This is a genomic window from Sphingopyxis sp. (genome assembly GCF_016793825.1).
Taxonomy (GTDB): Bacteria; Pseudomonadota; Alphaproteobacteria; order Sphingomonadales; family Sphingomonadaceae; genus Sphingopyxis.
Genome location: NZ_JAEULM010000042.1, coordinates 73,132 through 90,951, shown reverse-complemented (window position 1 = coordinate 90,951; position 17,820 = coordinate 73,132). Strand labels below are relative to the sequence as shown.

Below are 17,820 nucleotides of genomic sequence, written 5' to 3'. Positions count from 1 at the left end.
ACTCTCCCCTTTGTCCCCGCCGATCCGAAGATCAGCTGCGCAGCATGGCCCCCAGCTTCGCCGCCGCGGCGACGACCTTGTCGGCGATCGCCTTCAGTTCGGCATCGGTGAAGCTCTTTTCCAGTGGCTGCAGTTCGACCTCGACCGCCAGGCTGACCTGGCCGTCGGGTACACCTTGCCCGGCAAAGCGGTCGAACAGCCGCGCCTCGATGATGCTGGCCTTGTCGGCGCCGCGGATCGCGCGGACCAGGTCGCCTGCTGCCAGCGTGTCAGACGCAAGGAAGGCGAAGTCGCGGCGAACCGATTGCAGAGCTGGCGGCGAGAACGCGGTCCGCGCCGGACCGCTCGCGCGCTTCGCCGGAATCGCGTCGAGGAAAATCTGCACCGCCATCGCCGGCCCGTCGACGTCGAAATGCTTCGTCAGGGCGGGATGAAGGGCGCCGAACTCCGCGAGTACGGCCTTGGGCCCGAGGCGCAGCGTCGCGGCCTGCCCGGGGTGCCAGATGCCGCTCGCTTCGACAGGCTCCATGACCTGAAGCCGGTCGGCGGGGGCGCCCGCGGCTTCCAGCAGCGCGATGGCGGCGGCTTTCGCGTCGAACGCATCGAACGGCCGGGCCTTGCCGGCTTGCCAGCTGCGCGGCGCCTTGTCGCCCGCCATCAGGATACCGAGCGTCGGATGCTCCGTTGCGCCAAGGTAACGGCGGCCGATTTCGAACAGGCGGATACTGCCGGCGCCGCGGTTCTGGTTCCGCTGTGCCGCGGCGAGCAGGCCGGGGAGCAGCGACGGGCGCATGACTTTCAGATCTTCACTGATCGGGTTGGCGAGCGTCCACGTGCCACCACCGAACGGTGCGGCTTCGCGCTCGCTGACGAACGACCAGGTCACAGCCTCGTGAAACCCGGCGGCGGCTGCGGCGCGCCGTACGCGCCGCTCGACCAGCTGTTCGGCCGTTGCCGTTGGCCGTGCGACACCGTCGGCGCGTGGCAGCGGGGCCGACGCGATCGCGTCGAACCCGGTGATGCGTGTGACTTCTTCGACGAGATCGGGTGCGCCATCGACATCGCGGCGCCAACTGGGCACCGTGACCTGCCAGCGGTCCGCCTGTTCGATCACGTCGAAGCCGAGCGCGACCAGAATCTCCTTTTGCCGCTCGGGCGCGATCGCGATGCCGCCAAGCGTTTCCGAAAGCGCGGGATCGTAATCGACGATCTTCACGTCGGCGGGCGGCGAGCCGGCCCGCGTCACCGCCGACGGCACGCCACCGCAAATGGTCAGGATATGCCCGGTGACGATCGCGGTCGCGTCGTCGAGGAAGGCCGGATCGACGCCGCGTTCGAAGCGGCTGCGCGCGTCGCTGGCCAGCGCGAGCGCCTGCCCGGTCAGCGCGATGCGCTCGGGCGTGAAATAGGCGATCTCGATCAGGACGTCGGTTGTCGTGTCGCTGCAGCCGCTGTGCTCGCCGCCCATGATGCCGGCGATGTCGTGAACCTGCACCGCGTCGGCGATGACCGTCATTGTGTCGGCAAGAGTATATTCCTTACCGTTGAGAGCGATTGCGGTTTCGCCCTCGCTGGCTCGGCGGGCGACGAGAGCGCCGGTCAGCTTGCTCCGGTCATAGATATGGCTCGGGCGGCCAAGGTCGAACATGACATAGTTGCTGATATCGACGAGCGCCGAGATCGAGCGTTGCCCGACCGCTTCCAGCCGGCGGCGCATCCATTCGGGAGCGGTGCCGTTGGTGACGCCCGAAATCGAGCGGCCAAAGAATGCCGGGCAGGCTTCGGGATCATCGGTCCGGATTTCGGTTGCGGGAGGACCTTCGCCCGCGATCGTCGGAACCGCAAGCGGCTTCAGCGTGCCGAGACCGGCGGCCGCGAGATCGCGCGCGATACCGCGAACGCCCATGCAATCCTGCCGGTTCGGTGTGATCGAGATGTCGATCACCGGATCGCCGGCGCCGGAATAGTCGGCGAACAGCGTGCCGACCGGCGCGTCCCCGGGAAGCTCGATGATTCCGTCATGATCGTCACCGAGCTCGAGTTCGCGCGTCGAACACATCATCCCGTTCGATTCGACGCCGCGAATTGCCGAGACTTTCAATTCCATTCCGTTCGCGGGCACGACCGCGCCGGGAAGTCCGAGGACGCCGACAAGTCCCGCACGGGCGTTGGGTGCGCCGCACACGACCTGAAGAACGCCATCGCCCGTGTCGACGGAGAGGACCTGCAACTTGTCGGCCTGCGGATGGCGTTCGGCGGTCAGCACCTTGGCGACGCGGAAGCCCGCCAGCTTTTCGGCGGGATTCTCCACGCCTTCGACCTCATGCCCGATCCGGTTGAGGGTCGCGACGACATCGTCGACGGTGAAGCCGCCTTCGAGATGCTCTTTCAGCCAGTCCAGGGTGATCTTCATGCCGAAATCCCCCCGCTCAGCGTCGGCACCGACAGCGCGCCGAACCCGTAGTGCGACAGCCATCGGAGGTCGCCGTCGAAGAAAGCGCGAAGGTCATCCATGCCATATTTCAACATTGCGAGCCGGTCGACACCGACACCGAATGCGAAACCCTGCCACACATCTGGATCGAGCCCGCAATTGGCGATGACGCGGCGGTTGACCATGCCGCTGCCCAGGAGCTCCATCCAGGCATGGCCTTCGTCGTCGCCATTGCCGCCGACGATCCGGCGACCCTTTTCCTGCTTATAGCCGACATCGACCTCCGCCGAAGGCTCGGTGAAGGGGAAGTAGCTGGGGCGCAGGCGCAGGACGATGTCGTCGCGCTCGAAATAGGCCTTGAGGAAGGTTTCGAGCGTCCATTTGAGATGGCCCATATGGATGCCGCGATCGATGACCAGCCCTTCGACCTGATGGAACATCGGCGTGTGCGTCGCGTCGCTGTCGCTGCGATAGACGCGGCCCGGCGCGATGATACGGATCGGCGGTTCCTGACTCATCATCGTGCGAATCTGCACCGGCGAGGTGTGCGTACGCAGCAGCATCGCCCGATCTTCCTCGTCCCTGTCGGGGAAATAGAAAGTGTCGTGCATTGCGCGCGCCGGGTGCGTTTCGGGAATGTTGAGCGCCGTGAAGTTGCGCCAGTCGTCTTCGATCTCCGGCCCAGTCGCGACCGCGAACCCCATGTCGGCGAAGATTTCAGCCAGCTCGTCCATGACCTGGCTGACCGGATGGATGCTTCCGGCGGGTGTTGCGACGGCGGGAAGCGTCATGTCGAGCTTTTCGCCCGCGAGCTTCGCTTCGAGCGCTGCGCCTTCGAGCGCGGCCTTGCGGGCGGCGATCGCGGCGGTAACGGCTTCACGCAGGGCGTGGATCCTGGGGCCTTCGTCCTGCCGTTGCTCGGGCGACATGCCGCCGAGGGTCTTGAGCAGCCCGGTCACGCTGCCTGCCTTGCCCAGCGTTGCGACGCGCAGTGCCTCGATGGCATCGAGGTCGGTCGCCGCTTCTATCTCGCCCACCAGTCTTGTGTGCAGGGCCTCTGTCTCGCTCATCGTCGTTCGTCCTGTTCCGGCGCGGTCGCCGCTGCCGGCCTGTGTTTCTGGTATGTCCTGGAACCGGCGGCTGCCCGCGCGTTCGTTGCCAGCCGCTTGCACCGAAGGCAGCGCGCGGGTCAAGCCTTCTGGCGGGAAACAGCGCTATCCGCCGGGCTTGTGGAGTCCCTGGACTGCCTCGCCCGCCGCCGCCGCGCGGGCGTGCGCGGCGGCGCCCAGGATCGGTTTGGGCCGGACGGCATAGGCGCGCGGGCTCATCCCCATGAAACGCTGGAAGTCGCGTGTGAATTGCGCCTGGTCATAATATTGATAATCGAGCGTCTCGATCCAGCTCATCGACGGATCGAGCATGAAGCGCGCAAGACTGCGCAGGAAACGCTGGCGACGAAGCAGCAGCTTGGGCGGAAAGCCGAACGCGCGTCGCGACAGACGCTCGACCGAGCGTTGGGACAGGTCCAGCTTTTCGGCGAGATCCGCCACGCTCGTCAGATCGTCGTCGATCAGCGCGGCGTGAGCCGCGAAGATCGCCGGATCGTCGAGGGGCGCATCGGCGAGCCGGGCGACGAAATGGTCGTCGAGGATCCGCGCGGCCGCTTCGACGTCGTTCGCCTGCCGTAGCTGGGTGGCCAACGGCGCGCAGGTCGCAAATGCCGGGTGTTGCGTGCCGTCGATCGATCGATCGGCGAGTTCTTCCGCAGGAAGCGCGAAGAATTTTGCCCAGCCTGCAGGAAGGATGCCGATTCCCCAGGCCTTCATCGTTCCCGCCGTGAAGTGAGTCGCCTGGCTGGTTGGTCCGGTGACGATGAAATTCGGTGCAACCGCAGGCGCCCGGTTGCCGACGGCAGCCAGCGCCGGTTCGCCCTCGATGAAACGCAGATTTGCCCATTCGGGATGCAGATAATCCTCGACCCGCACGCCGGGGGAGGCTTCGACCTCGGTCAGGTAAATAATGCTGCAATAGGGGCGCAGCGATTCCGACACCGGAAAGAAGCGCGTTACGACGCGCACGCCGGCTGGCAGCCCGCTTGCAGATTCTCCCACGGTCATGGGATTCTTCCATGCGGAGGTGCGCGAAAAAAAACAACAGCCTAGCGGGGTTGTTTGTCGCGTTTTTACAATTTTTATGTGCCGCACGACTGCATATGTCGCCGGATAGAGACAACTCCGCCGGCCGGCAGCTTTCTGCGACCCACGGCTTTTCGGTTCGGTGGGAGGGGGGCGATGGTTTTCCATTGGAGCCATTGTCGGAACGGCGCGAAGGGAAACTTTCGCGCCGTTCCTGTTTGGCGTCCGGAGGGCGGGACGCCGCCGTTCCAACGAAAAAGGGCGGCCCCGTCGGGACCGCCCTTTTAAATTCAGCGTTGGCGCTTTTGGCTCAGGCTGCCTTGGGCAGCGCCGCCTTTGCCTGCGCGATAATTGCGGTGAAGACACCGCCTTCGTTCATCGCGAGGTCGGCCATGACCTTCCGGTCCAGCTCGATGCCCGCCAACTTCACGCCGTGCATGAACTGCGAATAGGTCAGGCCTTCGGCGCGGACCGCAGCATTGATGCGCTGGATCCACAGAGCGCGGAAGGTCCGCTTTTTCACCTTGCGGTCGCGATAGGCGTACTGGCCGGCCTTTTCGACTGCCTGCTTGGCGACGCGAATGGTGTTCTTGCGACGGCCATAATAGCCCTTCGCCTGGTTCAGAATCCGCTTGTGCTTGGCGTGCGTCGTCGTGCCGCGTTTGATGCGTGACATGGTCTAGCGCTCCTTACTTCAGGCCGTAGGGCGCCCAGAGGCGCACATGGGCCGCGTCCGAATCGCTGAGCACGCTGGTGCCGCGGTTGGTGCGGATATATTTCGAATTGTGCGAAATCAGGCGGTGGCGCTTGCCGGCAACGCCGTGCTTCACCTTGCCCGAGGCGGTGAATTTGAAGCGTTTCTTCACACCGCTCTTGGTCTTCATTTTGGGCATTTTCGTCTCCTTGTTGAGCGACGATATCGACCGGCCCTGGCAGCCCTTTCAGCCAGGCAGGTCAGCTATTTATCGTGCGAAGGCGCGCGCCTAGACGGATTCGCCCCGAAATGCAAGGGGCGGTGCGCCTCAGAAGCTGGCGCCATCGACCTTGTGGATGGTCAGCGAATCGAGATCGGCGTCCGGCACGCAGCGCAGGTTCACGGCCGCCATCTCCTCACCCGAAGGCCCTGTGCCGACGGCAAAGCCCTGGCAGCCGCAGTCGATGCAGAATTGATGATCGATATTATGCTTGTGGAATTGGTAGCTGTTCAGCTTTTCGGCGCCCGTTTCCAGCCGGAACCGGTCGAGCGGGACGAAAGCGAGGAGAAAACCTTTGCGGCGGCAGTGCGAGCAGTTGCAACTCATCGCCTCGTCGGGGATGTCCCCCTCGACCGTATAGGTCACCGCGCCGCAATGGCAGCTTCCTTCAAAAGCCATGGTCCGTTCCCCTCTCTCAATGGTGGCAGGCGAGCCCCTCGATCACATCTTCCAGCCGCGCGGGGTCGCCCAGCGCGATGACATGGCCTGAGCTATCGGCGTTCAGCGGATCGCCGTTCCAGTCGCACATCGTGCCTCCAGCCCCTTCGACCACGGGCACGAGTGCTGCAAAATCGTGGAGCTTCAGCCCCGCCTCGACGACCAGATCGATATGCCCGCTCGCGAGCAACCCGTAATTATAGCAATCGCCGCCGAAGACCATGCGCTTGTGTGAGGTCTTCGCGGCGAGCGCCATGAAATGTTCGCCGTCATGATCGCTGAAATATTGCGGGCCCGTCGTGGCGAGAACGGCGTCGGCAAGGTTCCGGCAGGGGCGCGTCGTCACCGGCGAGCCGTTGAACAGCGTCGGTTGTCCCATCGCGCCGACCCAGCGCTCGCCCGAAATCGGCTGGTCGATGACGCCGATCAGCGGCCAGCCGTCCTGGAGCAGCGCGATCAGGGTACCGAAGATCGGACGGCCAGCCATGAAGCTGACCGTTCCGTCGATCGGATCGAGGACCCACTGGCGTGCCGCGTCGGGGCGCTCGGCCCCATATTCCTCCCCGATGATCCCGTCGCGCGGCGCTTCGGCATCGAGCAGGCGGCGCATCGCGGCCTCGGCGGCGCGGTCCGCCTCGGTCACCGGCGAGGCGTCGGCCTTTGCTTCATGCGCAAAGGCGGCGCGGAATAGCGGGCGGATGGCGGCGCCGGCGGCGTCGGCGAGGCGATGGGCGAGGGCGATGTCGGATTCGAGGCTCATGTGACTGCGCTAGCCGACCCTCGACGACCGCGCCAGTGCGGAGCTACTTGGTTTTTGGAACCGGAGTGTGTGCTCCATCTCTCACATCGCGGGGCGGCGGTGGAGGCGGTGGAGGAGGCTCGTTCTGATTGGCCATGGATACGTTCCCGATCATTGTCCTATCAATGAAGCCAACTGTACCTGTGATCAAGGAGGCGAGCAAGATCGGCGCGAGCATAGCCAGAACTGATGCGTTCATTTTGAACAACAACCGTGATTTCTCGTCATTGTTCTGGCAATTGATCGAGGCACAGAATGAAAATGTATCCGAAAGATAACCACGAAACAGGTCGTCGTGCGAACCGGATTTGGGATACTTCGTAGAATGCAGCCGTAGCTCCTCACTGTGTTTTTCGATGACATTCGCCAACGGTATGTACTTATAAACCGGACCCCAAAAGAACCTAACCGTCGTGTAGAAAAAGAAAAATCCGGTCAATGCTCCGAGAGATATTAGCGTGATCGATAGCCAATCGGCGAAACCGAGAGGTGGTCTGATCGCATCGGCACAATAAGCAATGGATGCTGAGCTTAGCGTCGCAAAGCCGATCGGAATGGAGCTCGCGGAATTCAGCTTGTCACGACGCCCGATCTCGAAAAAGTAGAGTTCCTTACTTAGATCGAGAGTGTGGCTCATATCAATCGAACAGCGAGGAAACGCTCGATTCGTCGGCGATGCGCTTGATCGCTTCGCCAAGCAAGGGGGCGACGGTCAGCGCGCGAACCTTGTCGCTGTCGTTGACGGCGTCGGTGGGCTGTATCGAATCGGTGATGACCAGTTCGGTAAGCTCGCTTGCATCGACGCGGGCGACCGCCCCGCCCGACAGCACGCCGTGCGTACAATAGGCGACAACACCTTCGGCCCCTGCCGCCTTCAGCGCCGCGGCGGCATTGCACAGCGTTCCCGCCGAATCGACGATATCGTCGATCAGGATGCAGAAGCGGCCCTTTACGTCGCCGATGATGTTCATCACTTCCGATTCGCCCGCGCGTTCCCGCCGCTTGTCGACGATGGCCAGCGGGGCGTTGTCGAGCCGCTTGGCCAGCGCGCGCGCGCGCACCACGCCGCCGACGTCGGGCGACACCACCATCAGATTCTTGCCGCCGAACCGCGCCTGAATGTCAGCGCTCATCACCGGTGCGGCGTAAAGATTGTCGGTCGGGATATCGAAGAATCCTTGGATCTGCCCCGCGTGCAGGTCGATCGCGAGGACGCGGTCCGCGCCCGAGGTGGTGATCAGGTTCGCGACCAGCTTGGCCGAAATCGGCGTCCGCGGGCCGGGCTTCCGGTCCTGCCGGGCATAGCCGAAATAGGGGACGACGGCGGTGATGCGCTTGGCCGAAGCGCGGCGCAGCGCATCGGTGATGATCAGCAATTCCATCAGATTGTCGTTCGCCGGGAAATTGGTCGGCTGGACGACGAATACATCCTGGCCACGGACATTTTCGTGGATTTCGACGAAGACTTCCTCGTCGGCGAAGCGGCGCACGCTGGTATCGGTCAGCGGCAGTTCCAGATAGTCGGCGATTGCGCGGGCCAGCGGAAGATTGCTGTTGCCGGAGATGAGTTTCATGGCGTGCAAGGCCCTTTCGCGGCGGGAGGGATTGCGCGCCCCCTTAGCCAGCGAGGGCGAAGAGGGGAAGGCCCTAAAGCCATCCGGCGGTGCGTAATTGCGGCATTATGTCGCGCGCGACCGGCACGGCGTGCCTTCGGTTCGGGGCCGATCTGCTGAAGGGCGGCGGGGACAGCAGACATTCGATCCGATCGCACACGGTCGGACCTTGTAGGCTCTTCTCTTCGGTTGAACGAAACGGGTGGTTGGTCGTAAGGCCGGAGCATGACCGAGCAGCTGACGATCGTCCTCTCCCAAATGACCCAGGCGGTCGGCGATCTTGCCGCCAATGTCGCCGCCATACGCGACGTGCGCGCGCGCCACCGCGACGCCGACCTGATCCTCTATCCCGAACTGCAACTGATCGGCTATCCGCCCGAGGATCTGGTGCTGAAGCCTGCGCTGGCCGAGCGGGCGGCAAAACTGCTTGCGGACCTGGCGGCCGACACCGCCGATGGCGGTCCCGCGATGCTGGTCGGCTCGGTCGAGCGCGAAGGCGGGGACCTCTATAATATCGTCGCGCTTCTCGACAACGGTCGGGTCGTCGCGACGCGACGCAAGCACGAACTGCCCAACTATGGCACCTTCGACGAAAAGCGGGTTTTCGCGCCGGGCCCGCTGCCCGACGTGGTGGAGTGGCGCGGCATCAAGCTTGGCCTTCCGATCTGCGAGGATGGCTGGTTGCCGAAGGTCAGCGGGCATCTGGCGGCAGCGGGGGCAGAGATGTTGATCTCGGTCAACGGCAGCCCGTACGAGATCGACAAGGACGACCGCCGCCTCGGGCAGGTCTTTGCCGCTCGCGTTGCCGAAACCGGGCTGCCGCTGATCTTTCTCAATCGCATCGGCGGGCAGGACGAGCTGGTATTCGACGGCTGTTCGTTCGTACTCAACGCTGATGGCGGTACCGCGCACCGGCTGACCGACTGGGAGCCCGAGGAGCGGGTGACGCGCTGGACGAAGGCGACCTGCGGCTGGACGTGCGATGCCGGCGCGATCGCCGAATGGGAAGCACATCCCGCCGACATCTACAGTGCGATGATCCTGAGCCTGCGCGACTATGTCGAGCGCAACCGCTTTCCCGGCGTCGTACTCGGCCTGTCGGGCGGAATCGATTCGGCGATCTGCGCAGCGATCGCGGCCGATGCGCTCGGCGCGGACAAGGTCTGGTGCGTGATGCTGCCGAGCCGCTTTACCAGCCAGGAAAGCCTCGACGATGCCGCAGGCTGTGCGGGCATGATCGGGTGCCGGCTCGACACGATCCCGATCGTGCCCGCGGTCGAGGCGTTCGACCAGATGCTGGGGGGCAGTTTCGCCGACCGCGACGTCGACATCACCGAGGAAAATGTCCAGTCGCGCATTCGCGGCGTGACCTTGATGGCGCTCAGCAACAAATTCGGGCCGATGCTGCTGACGACGGGCAACAAGAGCGAGATGAGCGTCGGCTATGCGACCATCTACGGCGACATGGCGGGCGGCTACAATCCGCTGAAGGACGCCTACAAGATGACGGTCTTTGCGCTTGCCGAATGGCGCAACGCGCATGTTCCGAGGCTGTCGCGCAACCCTGTGACGCCAGTGATGCCCGCCAATATCGTCACCAAGCCGCCGAGCGCCGAACTGCGCCCCGACCAGAAGGACGAGGACAGCCTGCCGCCTTACGTGGACCTCGACCGCATGCTCCACATGCTTGTCGAGGAGGAAGCGAGCGTCGATGATGTCGTTGCGAAATACGGCTTCGACCGCGACGCCGTGGTGCGGATTGAGCGCCTGCTGATGCTCGCCGAATACAAGCGCCGTCAGGCGCCCCCCGGGGTCAAGCTGTCGACGCGCAACTTCGGCCGCGACCGACGATACCCGATCACGCACGGGTTCCGGACGGCCTGACGGTCCCGGACTCGCGTCGCCCGCGAATCAGGCTATAGGCGCTGTCCATGACCGTAGTGACCCGCTTCGCCCCCTCGCCGACCGGCACGCTCCATGTCGGCAACGTCCGCACCGCACTGCATAACTGGCTGTGGGCGCGAAAGGCGGGCGGGCGCTTTCTGCTGCGGATAGACGACACCGATGCCGAGCGCTCGAAAGAGGCCTATGTCGATGCTATCCGCGCCGACCTCGCCTGGCTGGGGCTCGATATCGACGGCGAAGAGCGGCAGTCGGAGCGTTTCGCGCTTTATGAGGCCGAGTTCGAAAAGCTGAAGGCGGCGGGGCGTGTCTACGCCTGTTACGAGACGCCCGAGGAACTCGACATACGGCGCAAGGTGTTGCTGTCGCGTGGCCTTCCGCCGGTTTATGAGCGCAAGCCCTTCGATGCGCCTGTTCCGGAAGGTGTCGCACCGCACTGGCGCTTCAGGCTCGACCATGGCGCGCCGATCGAGTGGACCGATATGGTTCGCGGATCCCAGCATTTTGAACCAAAAACGATGTCCGATCCCGTGGTGCGGCGCGCAGACGGGAGCTGGCTGTATCTGCTGCCAAGCGTCATCGACGATATTGCGATGGGGATCACCCATGTCGTGCGCGGTGAAGACCATGTGTCGAACACTGCAGCGCAGATCCAGATGTTCGAAGCTCTGGGTGCCAGACCGCCGCAGTTCGCGCACGAAGCGCTGCTCATCGGCACCGAAGGCAAATTGTCGAAACGTCTGGGCTCGCTCGGGATGGCGGCTCTGCGCGACGCGGGGATCGAGCCGATCGCGCTCGTCGCGCTGCTGGCGCGCCTCGGTACGAGCGATCCGGTCGAGCCGGTCACCGCGCCCGCGCCGCTGATCGAAAGCATCGACTTCGCGCGCTTCGGTCGCGCGCCGGCGCGTTTCGACGAGGCGGAACTGGCGTTGTTGAATCAGAAGATCCTGCATCACACCGATTATGCCGCTGTGGCGGACCGGCTGCCGGTTGCGATTACCGAGGCGCGCTGGAACGCGATTCGCCCGAACCTGATGACCGTCGCGGAGGCGACCGAATGGGTCGTGGTGTTCGATGGCCCGTTCGACGGGCCCGTTGCCGAAGAAAGCGACCGGCCGGTGCTCGCCGCTGCGGCGGCGGCTATGCCCGGTATCGACTGGACGGCGGACCCGTGGCACGCGCTGACCGCCGAAGTGAAGGAGGCGACCGGCGCAAAGGGCCGCGCGCTGTTCCTGCCGCTGCGCCGTGCGCTCACCGGCCGCGACCATGGTCCCGACATGGCCGAATTGTTGCCGCTGATCGACAAGGGCCAGGCGGCGGAGCGTCTCTCGCGCTGAGGCACGCCCCGGCGAAGGCCGGATCCCCGCTCTCCGAAACCGTCGGCGCGCGCCCTTTGCCGACTTCACCGCTTGACAATTTGAGTAATGTTATACTATTACAAAACTCTCCCCGGCCGATAGCCGCGCGGACCGCGGCGGGGCCGGGCTATCCGAGGCAAGGAGAGGTGCCATGACCCTTATTCCGTTGATTTCGAGTATCTTTACGGCGCCCGAGCGCACGGCCGTCCCGGCCGGCACGGTGCTGCGTCGCGACAGCTATGATCCCGGCGCTGGCCATCGCCCGGTCGCGGCGACTCTGGCGATCGGCGTGCCGGTTGCATTGGTGGTCGCGGCCGCGCTGTCGCCGATGATCGTCAAACCCAAGCCGGTCCTTGCGCCGCTGACCGGAACGCTGATCGAGATCGAAAAGCCCGTCGAGCCGCCGCAGGACAAGAAGCCCGAAACCTCGCCGACCCCGAAAAGCGCGTCGGCGACCGAAGCGGTCAAGCCGATCCTCGACACGTTTCCGCTGACCAGCCTCGGCGCCGAGGTGAAGCCGTTCATTCCCGATCCGCTACCCTATGACCCCGGTCCGCCGTCGCGGCCCGCCGATCCGCCGGCACTGCCGCCGTTGCTCCTTGCAAAGCTCGACTCGCGATATGCCGCGAACTTCCAACCCGACTATCCGGCGAGCGAACAGCGTCGCGAGGTCGAGGGGGTCGCGCGCGTCCGCGTGCTGATCGGCACCGACGGCCGTGTGAAGGCGGTCGAACTGGTCAGCACCGACAGCCCCGGCTTCTTTGAGGAGACGAAGCGTCGTGCGCTCGCCAAATGGCGTTTCAATCCCGCGACGCGCGGCGGGGTGCCTGAGGAAAGCTGGCAGGTGATGACCGTGCGGTTCGAGATCAAGGCCGCCTGAGCGGACAACCGACCCCTCCCGGGGTGGGCGGTTTCGTGCCGTCCGCCCCTCCTTTTGCTTGACACTCGTGCCGAATCCGGCCAATGGCGCGCGGATAAATGGGGGCGGCGCCCGGTGCGCGGCCCTCTTGTTTTTCAAACCAACCGTCGGGGCAACGGGTCCCGCCGCATCGGTCGGACCTCCGGCGGATGCGCAGATTTTTCGAGGAACAGGGCCATGGCCAAGCCGACGACCGTCAAGATCAAGCTGGTGAGCACCGCCGATACGGGCTTTTTCTATGTCACGAAGAAGAACCCGCGCACGATGACCGAAAAGATGTCGGTGCGGAAGTACGATCCGCGCGTTCGCAAGCACGTCGAGTTCAAGGAAGCCAAGATCAAGTGATGCATTTTCCCGCGCGGCCCGGCCGCGCGGTCTGAGACTGTGTCATTCCGGACCTGATCCGGGACCCGGAAGGGCGGCCTCGCGCCGCCCTTTTTTGTGCGCGCGCGGGCATTATCCAGCCGTTTACCGCGATTCTCTAATCGGATCGTACTAAACGGAGGGCGGCGATGAGCCTTGAAGGTTTCTCGCGTGAAGTGATGGGAAAACCTCCGAAGAACCGGAGCTGGCTCGATCGGGCCGCTTTTACCGACGAAGATGGTTGCAGCTACGATCAGCAGGTGGTCGTTACGCGACTCCCGCTCGGTGTCGGCTTCGTGGTGATCGGCGGTATGCTGCTCGTTGCCTGGGCCAGCGACGATCCGACCTGGACCGAATTGATGGCCCGAATCAGCGCGATATCGAGCATCTTCTAAAGCCCCTGATGCGTCGCTCAGAAATCCTGGAGCGGCCGCCGAGCGGCTTCATTCTCGATGATGTGCCGAATCGTGATCATCGTCTTGAACGAATGAACACCCTTGTCTTCGCCAAGCGCGCGGCGTGTGAAGACGTCATAGTCCTCCATCGATCCGACCTGTACCTTCAACAGGAAATCATCGTCGCCCGTTACGTCCCACGCCGCGGTAATTTCGGGGTGTCGCACAATCTCGCGCGCGAAATTGTCCATGGTCTGCGGTCCTGCCTGTTGCATCCGGACGAGGACGTGCATTGTCAGCGCCGAGCCGGTGAGTGCCGGATCGACCAACGCGATATCGGCGACGATCACCCTCTCCTCGCGCAGCCGGCGCAAGCGGCGCAGCACCGCCGAAATCGAGAGGCCGACCTTGTCCGCCAATACCCGCGCGGGCTGAAGATTGTCGGCGCGGACGAGTTCGAGCAAGCGGCGGTCAAAACTATCAAGATCAACCATTTTTCGCATGATCAACATCATAACGCCAAAATTGGTCACAGTAACGGCAAATTTCGGCGCCCATGGTTGACGCTGTCGCGATAGAAGATCCTCGTCCGGACCGGGACACCCCAATCCCTCTCCCGAGGTCCCGGTTGTCGAGACAGGAGACCCGACATGACCCGTACCACCCCCGACACCAACTGGATTCAGCGCTTCTGGACGACGGTCGTGGAAGCATCGGCCGCAGCCGTCGCGGTTCAGTATCACGCGCCATGGGAGCGCCCGGCGAAACGCTGAGTCGCGCGCAAGATTGTCGCGATCCGCCGCCGCGGCTGCCGGTGCAGCGGCGGCGGCCATCAGCCGAATTGGGGCAGCCGGCCGCGGGCAAGCGGATCGCTGATCGGCCGTTGTCAGATGTCCGTTTGCCAGAACTGCCGTTGGCGATCGTCAAATCGCAACAGCATGTCCCACCGATCCAGCCCGGGCCCGTAGCCATCCTGCGTGACCTCCAAAGCCTCGAAGCCGAAACGCGCGTAGAATCCCTGGGTATGCTGACTGGTATCAAGCCTGACCCGCAAAACGCCGGGCGTGGCTGCGGCGGAGCGCAATCTTGCTTCGGTGAGGATGCGGCCCAGCCCGATCCCATGGAGTGTGCTGTCGACCATACCCCAGCACAGAGCCGCCGTGCTGCCGTCCGGCTCCAAGGCGAAGCCACCGCAGCCGACGATCCGGCCGTCGCGTTCCAACACCTGATACGGCCATTTCTTTGTCTGTTGCGCCAGGAAATCGGCGAAGTCCTGACGCTCCGAAGGCAAGAAAAAGGTCGGCACATTGCTGTCGAACAAGGCGAGACAGGCTTCCTGATCCGATGGTGCATAGGCGCGGGCGATCACGCTATGGTTGTTTGGCGTTTGGGGCATTTGCCCATCGATGACGCTTTTCGGGGCCCGCCGCAACATCGCATCCATCCCCGGGACGGTCGCGAAGGGTATCGCGCTTCAGGCGAAGGCGCCGACGCTCTCGATGAACTTGATGACGGAGATGGGCTTCGAGACATAGGCCTCGGCCCCCGCGGCGCGGATCTGTTCCTCGTCGCCTTTTCCGGCGTAGGCGGTGACCGCCATGATCGGCACGGCGCGCAAGGTGAGGTCGGCCTTCATCTGGCCGATCAGTTCGAGCCCGCTGACATGCGGAAGCTGGATGTCCATGATGATCAGGTCGGGCGACACTTCGCGTGCCCTGGACAGTGCATCGCGCCCGTCGCGCACCGGATGCGCTCTATAGCCGTGCGCGTTGAGGAGGTCGCAGAACAGGCGGAGGTTCAGCTCGTTATCCTCGACGACCAGGATGGTCTTGTCCATGTGACTTCTGTTCCCCACCTTGCATGCGCGGCCCGTTTAGGCGAATCGGCTGCCTGACACAATTGTATCGCGGTGAAGGGACATCGAGGCGTGCAGGACGATGACGCGGCGCTGGCGCTCCATGCGCTTGGCTGGATATTGAGCGACGAGCCCCGCGCCGAACGGTTGCTGGGCATGACCGGGCTCGATCCCGCCGCGTTGCGCGCGTCGCTTGGCGAGCGGGCAACGCTGGCCGCGATCCTGTCGTTTCTGACAGCCTATGAAGCCGATCTCGTCGCCTGTGCCGAAGCGCTCGACGTCGCGCCCACAACGCTTGCCGCCGCGGCGCACCGCCTCGAAGGCCCCGAAAGGATCGATTCATGAACCGCCCTCTCGTCATCACCGACTGCGATGAGGTGCTGATGCACATGGTCGTCCCCTTCGCGCGGTGGGTGGATGAGGCGCATGGCGTATTGTTTCGCATGGAGGATGCGAGTTTCGCCGGGGCGCTGAAGCGCAAGGAATGCGGGACGCCGCTGGAGGCCGCCGAAATCTGGCCCTTGCTCGACGGTTTCTTTCGCACCGAGATGGGTCGGCAGACCGAAATTCCGGGCGCGATGGCGGCGATGGCGGCGATCGGTGCTGAGGCCGATATCGTCGTGCTCACCAATGTCGGCCCCGACCATCAGGCGGCGCGCGGCGAACAGCTCGCCGCGCTCGGCCTGCGCGCGCCGGTAATCGGCAGCCGCGGCGGCAAAGGTGATCCGGTGCGGGCGCTGATCGATGAACGCCGGCCGTCGGTCGCCATTTTCATCGACGATCTGCCGAACCATCATCATTCGGTTGCGATCGCGGCGCCTGACGTCTGGCGTCTGCATTTCGTCGGCGAGCCCGCGATCGCCGACAAGGTCCGGCCAGCCAAGTATGCGCATGCCCGAATCGACGATTGGAACGCAGCGCAGGACTGGATATTGGCGCGGCTCAACGAGAACATCCCGGCTCCGGCCATCGAACCCGCCTAGGAAGGAATCCCTATGTCCGACGTCCCCGCCAAGCTTGCCGAACTCGGCCTTGAACTGCCCAGGCCCGCCGCGCCGGTCGCGGCCTATGTGCCGGTCGTCGAACATGGCGGGCTGCTTTACATCAGCGGCCAACTGCCGTTCCGCGACGGGCAGGTCGTCGCCGGCCGCCTCGGCGACGATACCGACGTGGCGAGCGGTTATGACGCCGCGCGTCGCTGCGCACTGATGCTGGTCGCGCAGATCGGGCAGGCGCTGGACGGCGACTGGTCCCGGGTCGAGCGCGTCGTGAAGCTGGGCGTGTTCGTCAACAGCTCGCCCGCCTTCACCGATCAGGCGAAGGTCGCGAACGGAGCGTCCGAATTGTTCGAATCGCTGTTCGGCGAAGCGGGCCGCCACGCGCGCGCTGCTGTGGGCGTCGCGGTGCTCCCGCTGGGCGCCGCCGTCGAGGCGGATGCGGTCGTCGCGGTGCGGCCGGCGTAAGGCGACGGTGGCCGAAGCCGATCCGCCAGTCCGTACCGTTTCGCTCGGCACCGGCGTCGCCGCAGTCGATGCGGCGGCGTGGGATGCGCTGGTCGGCGGCGGCAATCCGTTCATCGGCCACGACTTCCTGGCGCTGCTCGAGGAATCGGGCAGCGTCGGGCCCGGTACCGGCTGGCAGGCGGCGCCGATCCTGGTCGAGGATGACGCCGGAGCCCTGATCGGCGCGGCGCCGGCATATCTCAAATCGCACAGCCAAGGCGAATATGTCTTCGACCAGGGCTGGGCCGATGCCTGGGCCCGCGCCGGCGGTGACTATTATCCGAAACTGCAGATCGCGGCGCCTTTTACCCCGGTGCCGGGCCCGCGCCTGCTCGCGGGCGATGACGACGTCGCGATGCTGCTGATCCGCGGTGCCGAGGCGGTGGTACGACAAAATGGGCTATCGTCGGCGCATGCGACCTTCGTCGCGCCCGATCAGATGCCGCTGTTCGAACGCGCGGGATGGCTCGTTCGCCGCGACATCCAGTTTCATTTCGCGAACGGCGGCTATGCCAGCTTCGACGATTTTCTCGCCACGCTGACCTCGGCCAAGCGCAAGCAGCTTCGCAAGGAGCGGGCGCGCGCGATCGAGGGACTGCGGATCGAGGAGCTGACCGGCGCCGCGCTGAAGGCCGAGCATTGGGATGCGATGTGGGCTTTCTATCAGGACACGGGCGCGCGCAAATGGGGCCACCCCTATCTGACCCGCGCGGCGTTCGACCTGTTGGGCCGACGGATGGGCGATCGGGTCATCCTTATCCTTGCCTATGATGGCGGCGTCCCGGTCGCGGGCGCGATGCATTTCGTCGGCGCCGATACGCTCTATGGCCGCTATTGGGGATGCGTTCGCGACATTCCCTATCTGCATTTCGAACTTTGTTATTACCGAGCGATCGATATTGCGATCGCGCGCGGGCTGGACCGGGTCGAGGCGGGTGCGCAGGGTGGGCATAAGCTCGCGCGCGGTTACGGCCCGGTGGCAACATGGTCGGCGCATTTCATCGCCGATCCGGGATTTCGGCGCGCGGTGGCGGACTACCTCGAACAGGAACGCCGCGCCGAAGAGACTGAAATGGAATGGCTCGAAGGGCATACGCCCTTCAGGCGGGCGGATTGAACGGCATCCGCAGCAC

General features: G+C 64.5%; 22 protein-coding genes. 10 read left to right on the top strand and 12 right to left on the bottom strand.

The genetic code is table 11. The annotated features are described in order from the left end of the window. Positions 1–31 precede the first annotated feature (31 nt). The 9 genes from pheT to JNM03_RS12660 form a co-directional block, all read right to left on the bottom strand. Positions 32–2,413, bottom strand: a complete 2,382-nt coding sequence (gene pheT / locus JNM03_RS12700; RefSeq protein WP_294037080.1) for a phenylalanine--tRNA ligase subunit beta — start codon at positions 2,411–2,413, stop codon at positions 32–34. Next, positions 2,410–3,504, bottom strand: a complete 1,095-nt coding sequence (pheS, locus tag JNM03_RS12695) for a phenylalanine--tRNA ligase subunit alpha (RefSeq protein ID WP_294037079.1) — start codon at positions 3,502–3,504, stop codon at positions 2,410–2,412. Before pheS ends, pheT begins: the two co-directional genes overlap by 4 nt. A 144-nt stretch (positions 3,505–3,648) precedes the next feature. Then, positions 3,649–4,551, bottom strand: a complete 903-nt coding sequence (locus JNM03_RS12690) for an AraC family transcriptional regulator (RefSeq protein WP_294037078.1) — start codon at positions 4,549–4,551, stop codon at positions 3,649–3,651. A gap of 328 nt (positions 4,552–4,879) precedes the next feature. Next, positions 4,880–5,245, bottom strand: coding sequence for a 50S ribosomal protein L20 (gene rplT, locus JNM03_RS12685; protein ID WP_294037076.1), 366 nt, complete (start codon positions 5,243–5,245; stop codon positions 4,880–4,882). Between the two features lie 13 nt (positions 5,246–5,258). Further along, the gene (gene rpmI, locus JNM03_RS12680) at positions 5,259–5,462 is read right to left on the bottom strand and encodes a 50S ribosomal protein L35 (RefSeq protein WP_037555449.1); all 204 of its coding nucleotides are present in this window, start codon (positions 5,460–5,462) and stop codon (positions 5,259–5,261) included. A 129-nt stretch (positions 5,463–5,591) separates the two neighbouring features. Continuing rightward, the gene (locus tag JNM03_RS12675; RefSeq protein ID WP_294037074.1) at positions 5,592–5,942 is read right to left on the bottom strand and encodes a GFA family protein; all 351 of its coding nucleotides are present in this window, start codon (positions 5,940–5,942) and stop codon (positions 5,592–5,594) included. 16 nt (positions 5,943–5,958) lie between these two features. Next, positions 5,959–6,741 (bottom strand): histidinol-phosphatase, encoded by a 783-nt coding sequence (hisN, locus tag JNM03_RS12670; protein WP_294037072.1) that lies wholly within the window; start codon positions 6,739–6,741, stop codon positions 5,959–5,961. Between the two features lie 43 nt (positions 6,742–6,784). Beyond that, on the bottom strand, positions 6,785–7,417 hold the full coding sequence (locus JNM03_RS12665; protein ID WP_294037071.1) for a hypothetical protein: 633 nt from the start codon (positions 7,415–7,417) through the stop codon (positions 6,785–6,787). A 1-nt stretch (position 7,418) separates the two neighbouring features. Beyond that, positions 7,419–8,354: a ribose-phosphate pyrophosphokinase gene (locus tag JNM03_RS12660; protein ID WP_294037069.1), complete on the bottom strand. Its 936-nt coding sequence runs from the start codon at positions 8,352–8,354 to the stop codon at positions 7,419–7,421. 264 nt (positions 8,355–8,618) lie between these two features. On the opposite strand from JNM03_RS12660, the gene JNM03_RS12655 reads away from it, so the two are divergent. The 5 genes from JNM03_RS12655 (at position 8,619) to JNM03_RS12635 (ending at position 13,330) form a co-directional block, all read left to right on the top strand. Continuing rightward, a complete protein-coding gene (locus JNM03_RS12655; RefSeq protein WP_294037067.1) occupies positions 8,619–10,277 on the top strand; it encodes an NAD+ synthase in 1,659 nt (552 codons plus the stop codon). 47 nt (positions 10,278–10,324) lie between these two features. After that, positions 10,325–11,632: a glutamate--tRNA ligase gene (locus JNM03_RS12650; protein WP_294037066.1), complete on the top strand. Its 1,308-nt coding sequence runs from the start codon at positions 10,325–10,327 to the stop codon at positions 11,630–11,632. Positions 11,633–11,804: 172 nt separating this feature from the next. Then, positions 11,805–12,533: an energy transducer TonB gene (locus JNM03_RS12645; RefSeq protein ID WP_294037064.1), complete on the top strand. Its 729-nt coding sequence runs from the start codon at positions 11,805–11,807 to the stop codon at positions 12,531–12,533. A gap of 216 nt (positions 12,534–12,749) precedes the next feature. After that, positions 12,750–12,917 carry a 50S ribosomal protein L33 gene (rpmG, locus tag JNM03_RS12640; protein ID WP_037515700.1) on the top strand — a complete coding sequence of 56 codons (168 nt, stop codon included), beginning with the start codon at positions 12,750–12,752 and terminating at the stop codon, positions 12,915–12,917. 167 nt (positions 12,918–13,084) lie between these two features. Further along, on the top strand, positions 13,085–13,330 hold the full coding sequence (locus tag JNM03_RS12635) for a hypothetical protein (protein WP_294037062.1): 246 nt from the start codon (positions 13,085–13,087) through the stop codon (positions 13,328–13,330). 17 nt (positions 13,331–13,347) lie between these two features. Here JNM03_RS12635 and JNM03_RS12630 read toward each other — a convergent pair whose 3' ends face one another. Beyond that, complete coding sequence (locus tag JNM03_RS12630; RefSeq protein ID WP_294037060.1) at positions 13,348–13,824, bottom strand: Lrp/AsnC family transcriptional regulator; 477 nt, start codon at positions 13,822–13,824, stop codon at positions 13,348–13,350. A 156-nt stretch (positions 13,825–13,980) separates the two neighbouring features. On the opposite strand from JNM03_RS12630, the gene JNM03_RS12625 reads away from it, so the two are divergent. Then, positions 13,981–14,103 carry a hypothetical protein gene (locus JNM03_RS12625; protein ID WP_294037058.1) on the top strand — a complete coding sequence of 41 codons (123 nt, stop codon included), beginning with the start codon at positions 13,981–13,983 and terminating at the stop codon, positions 14,101–14,103. 113 nt (positions 14,104–14,216) lie between these two features. Here JNM03_RS12625 and JNM03_RS12620 read toward each other — a convergent pair whose 3' ends face one another. After that, positions 14,217–14,774, bottom strand: coding sequence for a GNAT family N-acetyltransferase (locus JNM03_RS12620; RefSeq protein WP_294037057.1), 558 nt, complete (start codon positions 14,772–14,774; stop codon positions 14,217–14,219). Positions 14,775–14,804: 30 nt separating this feature from the next. Next, positions 14,805–15,167 (bottom strand): response regulator, encoded by a 363-nt coding sequence (locus JNM03_RS12615; RefSeq protein ID WP_294037055.1) that lies wholly within the window; start codon positions 15,165–15,167, stop codon positions 14,805–14,807. A gap of 90 nt (positions 15,168–15,257) precedes the next feature. Between JNM03_RS12615 and JNM03_RS12610 the strand changes: the two genes are divergently transcribed. From JNM03_RS12610 to JNM03_RS12595, 4 genes are read left to right on the top strand one after another with little or no spacing between them, the layout of a single operon-like run. Next, positions 15,258–15,530: a DUF3572 family protein gene (locus JNM03_RS12610; protein WP_294037053.1), complete on the top strand. Its 273-nt coding sequence runs from the start codon at positions 15,258–15,260 to the stop codon at positions 15,528–15,530. Continuing rightward, the gene (locus tag JNM03_RS12605) at positions 15,527–16,168 is read left to right on the top strand and encodes an HAD family hydrolase (protein WP_294037051.1); all 642 of its coding nucleotides are present in this window, start codon (positions 15,527–15,529) and stop codon (positions 16,166–16,168) included. The genes JNM03_RS12610 and JNM03_RS12605 overlap by 4 nt, the downstream gene beginning before the upstream one ends. A 12-nt stretch (positions 16,169–16,180) precedes the next feature. Next, a complete protein-coding gene (locus JNM03_RS12600; RefSeq protein ID WP_294037049.1) occupies positions 16,181–16,648 on the top strand; it encodes a RidA family protein in 468 nt (155 codons plus the stop codon). A gap of 7 nt (positions 16,649–16,655) precedes the next feature. Next, on the top strand, positions 16,656–17,804 hold the full coding sequence (locus JNM03_RS12595) for a GNAT family N-acetyltransferase (protein ID WP_294037047.1): 1,149 nt from the start codon (positions 16,656–16,658) through the stop codon (positions 17,802–17,804). Positions 17,805–17,820 lie beyond the last annotated feature (16 nt).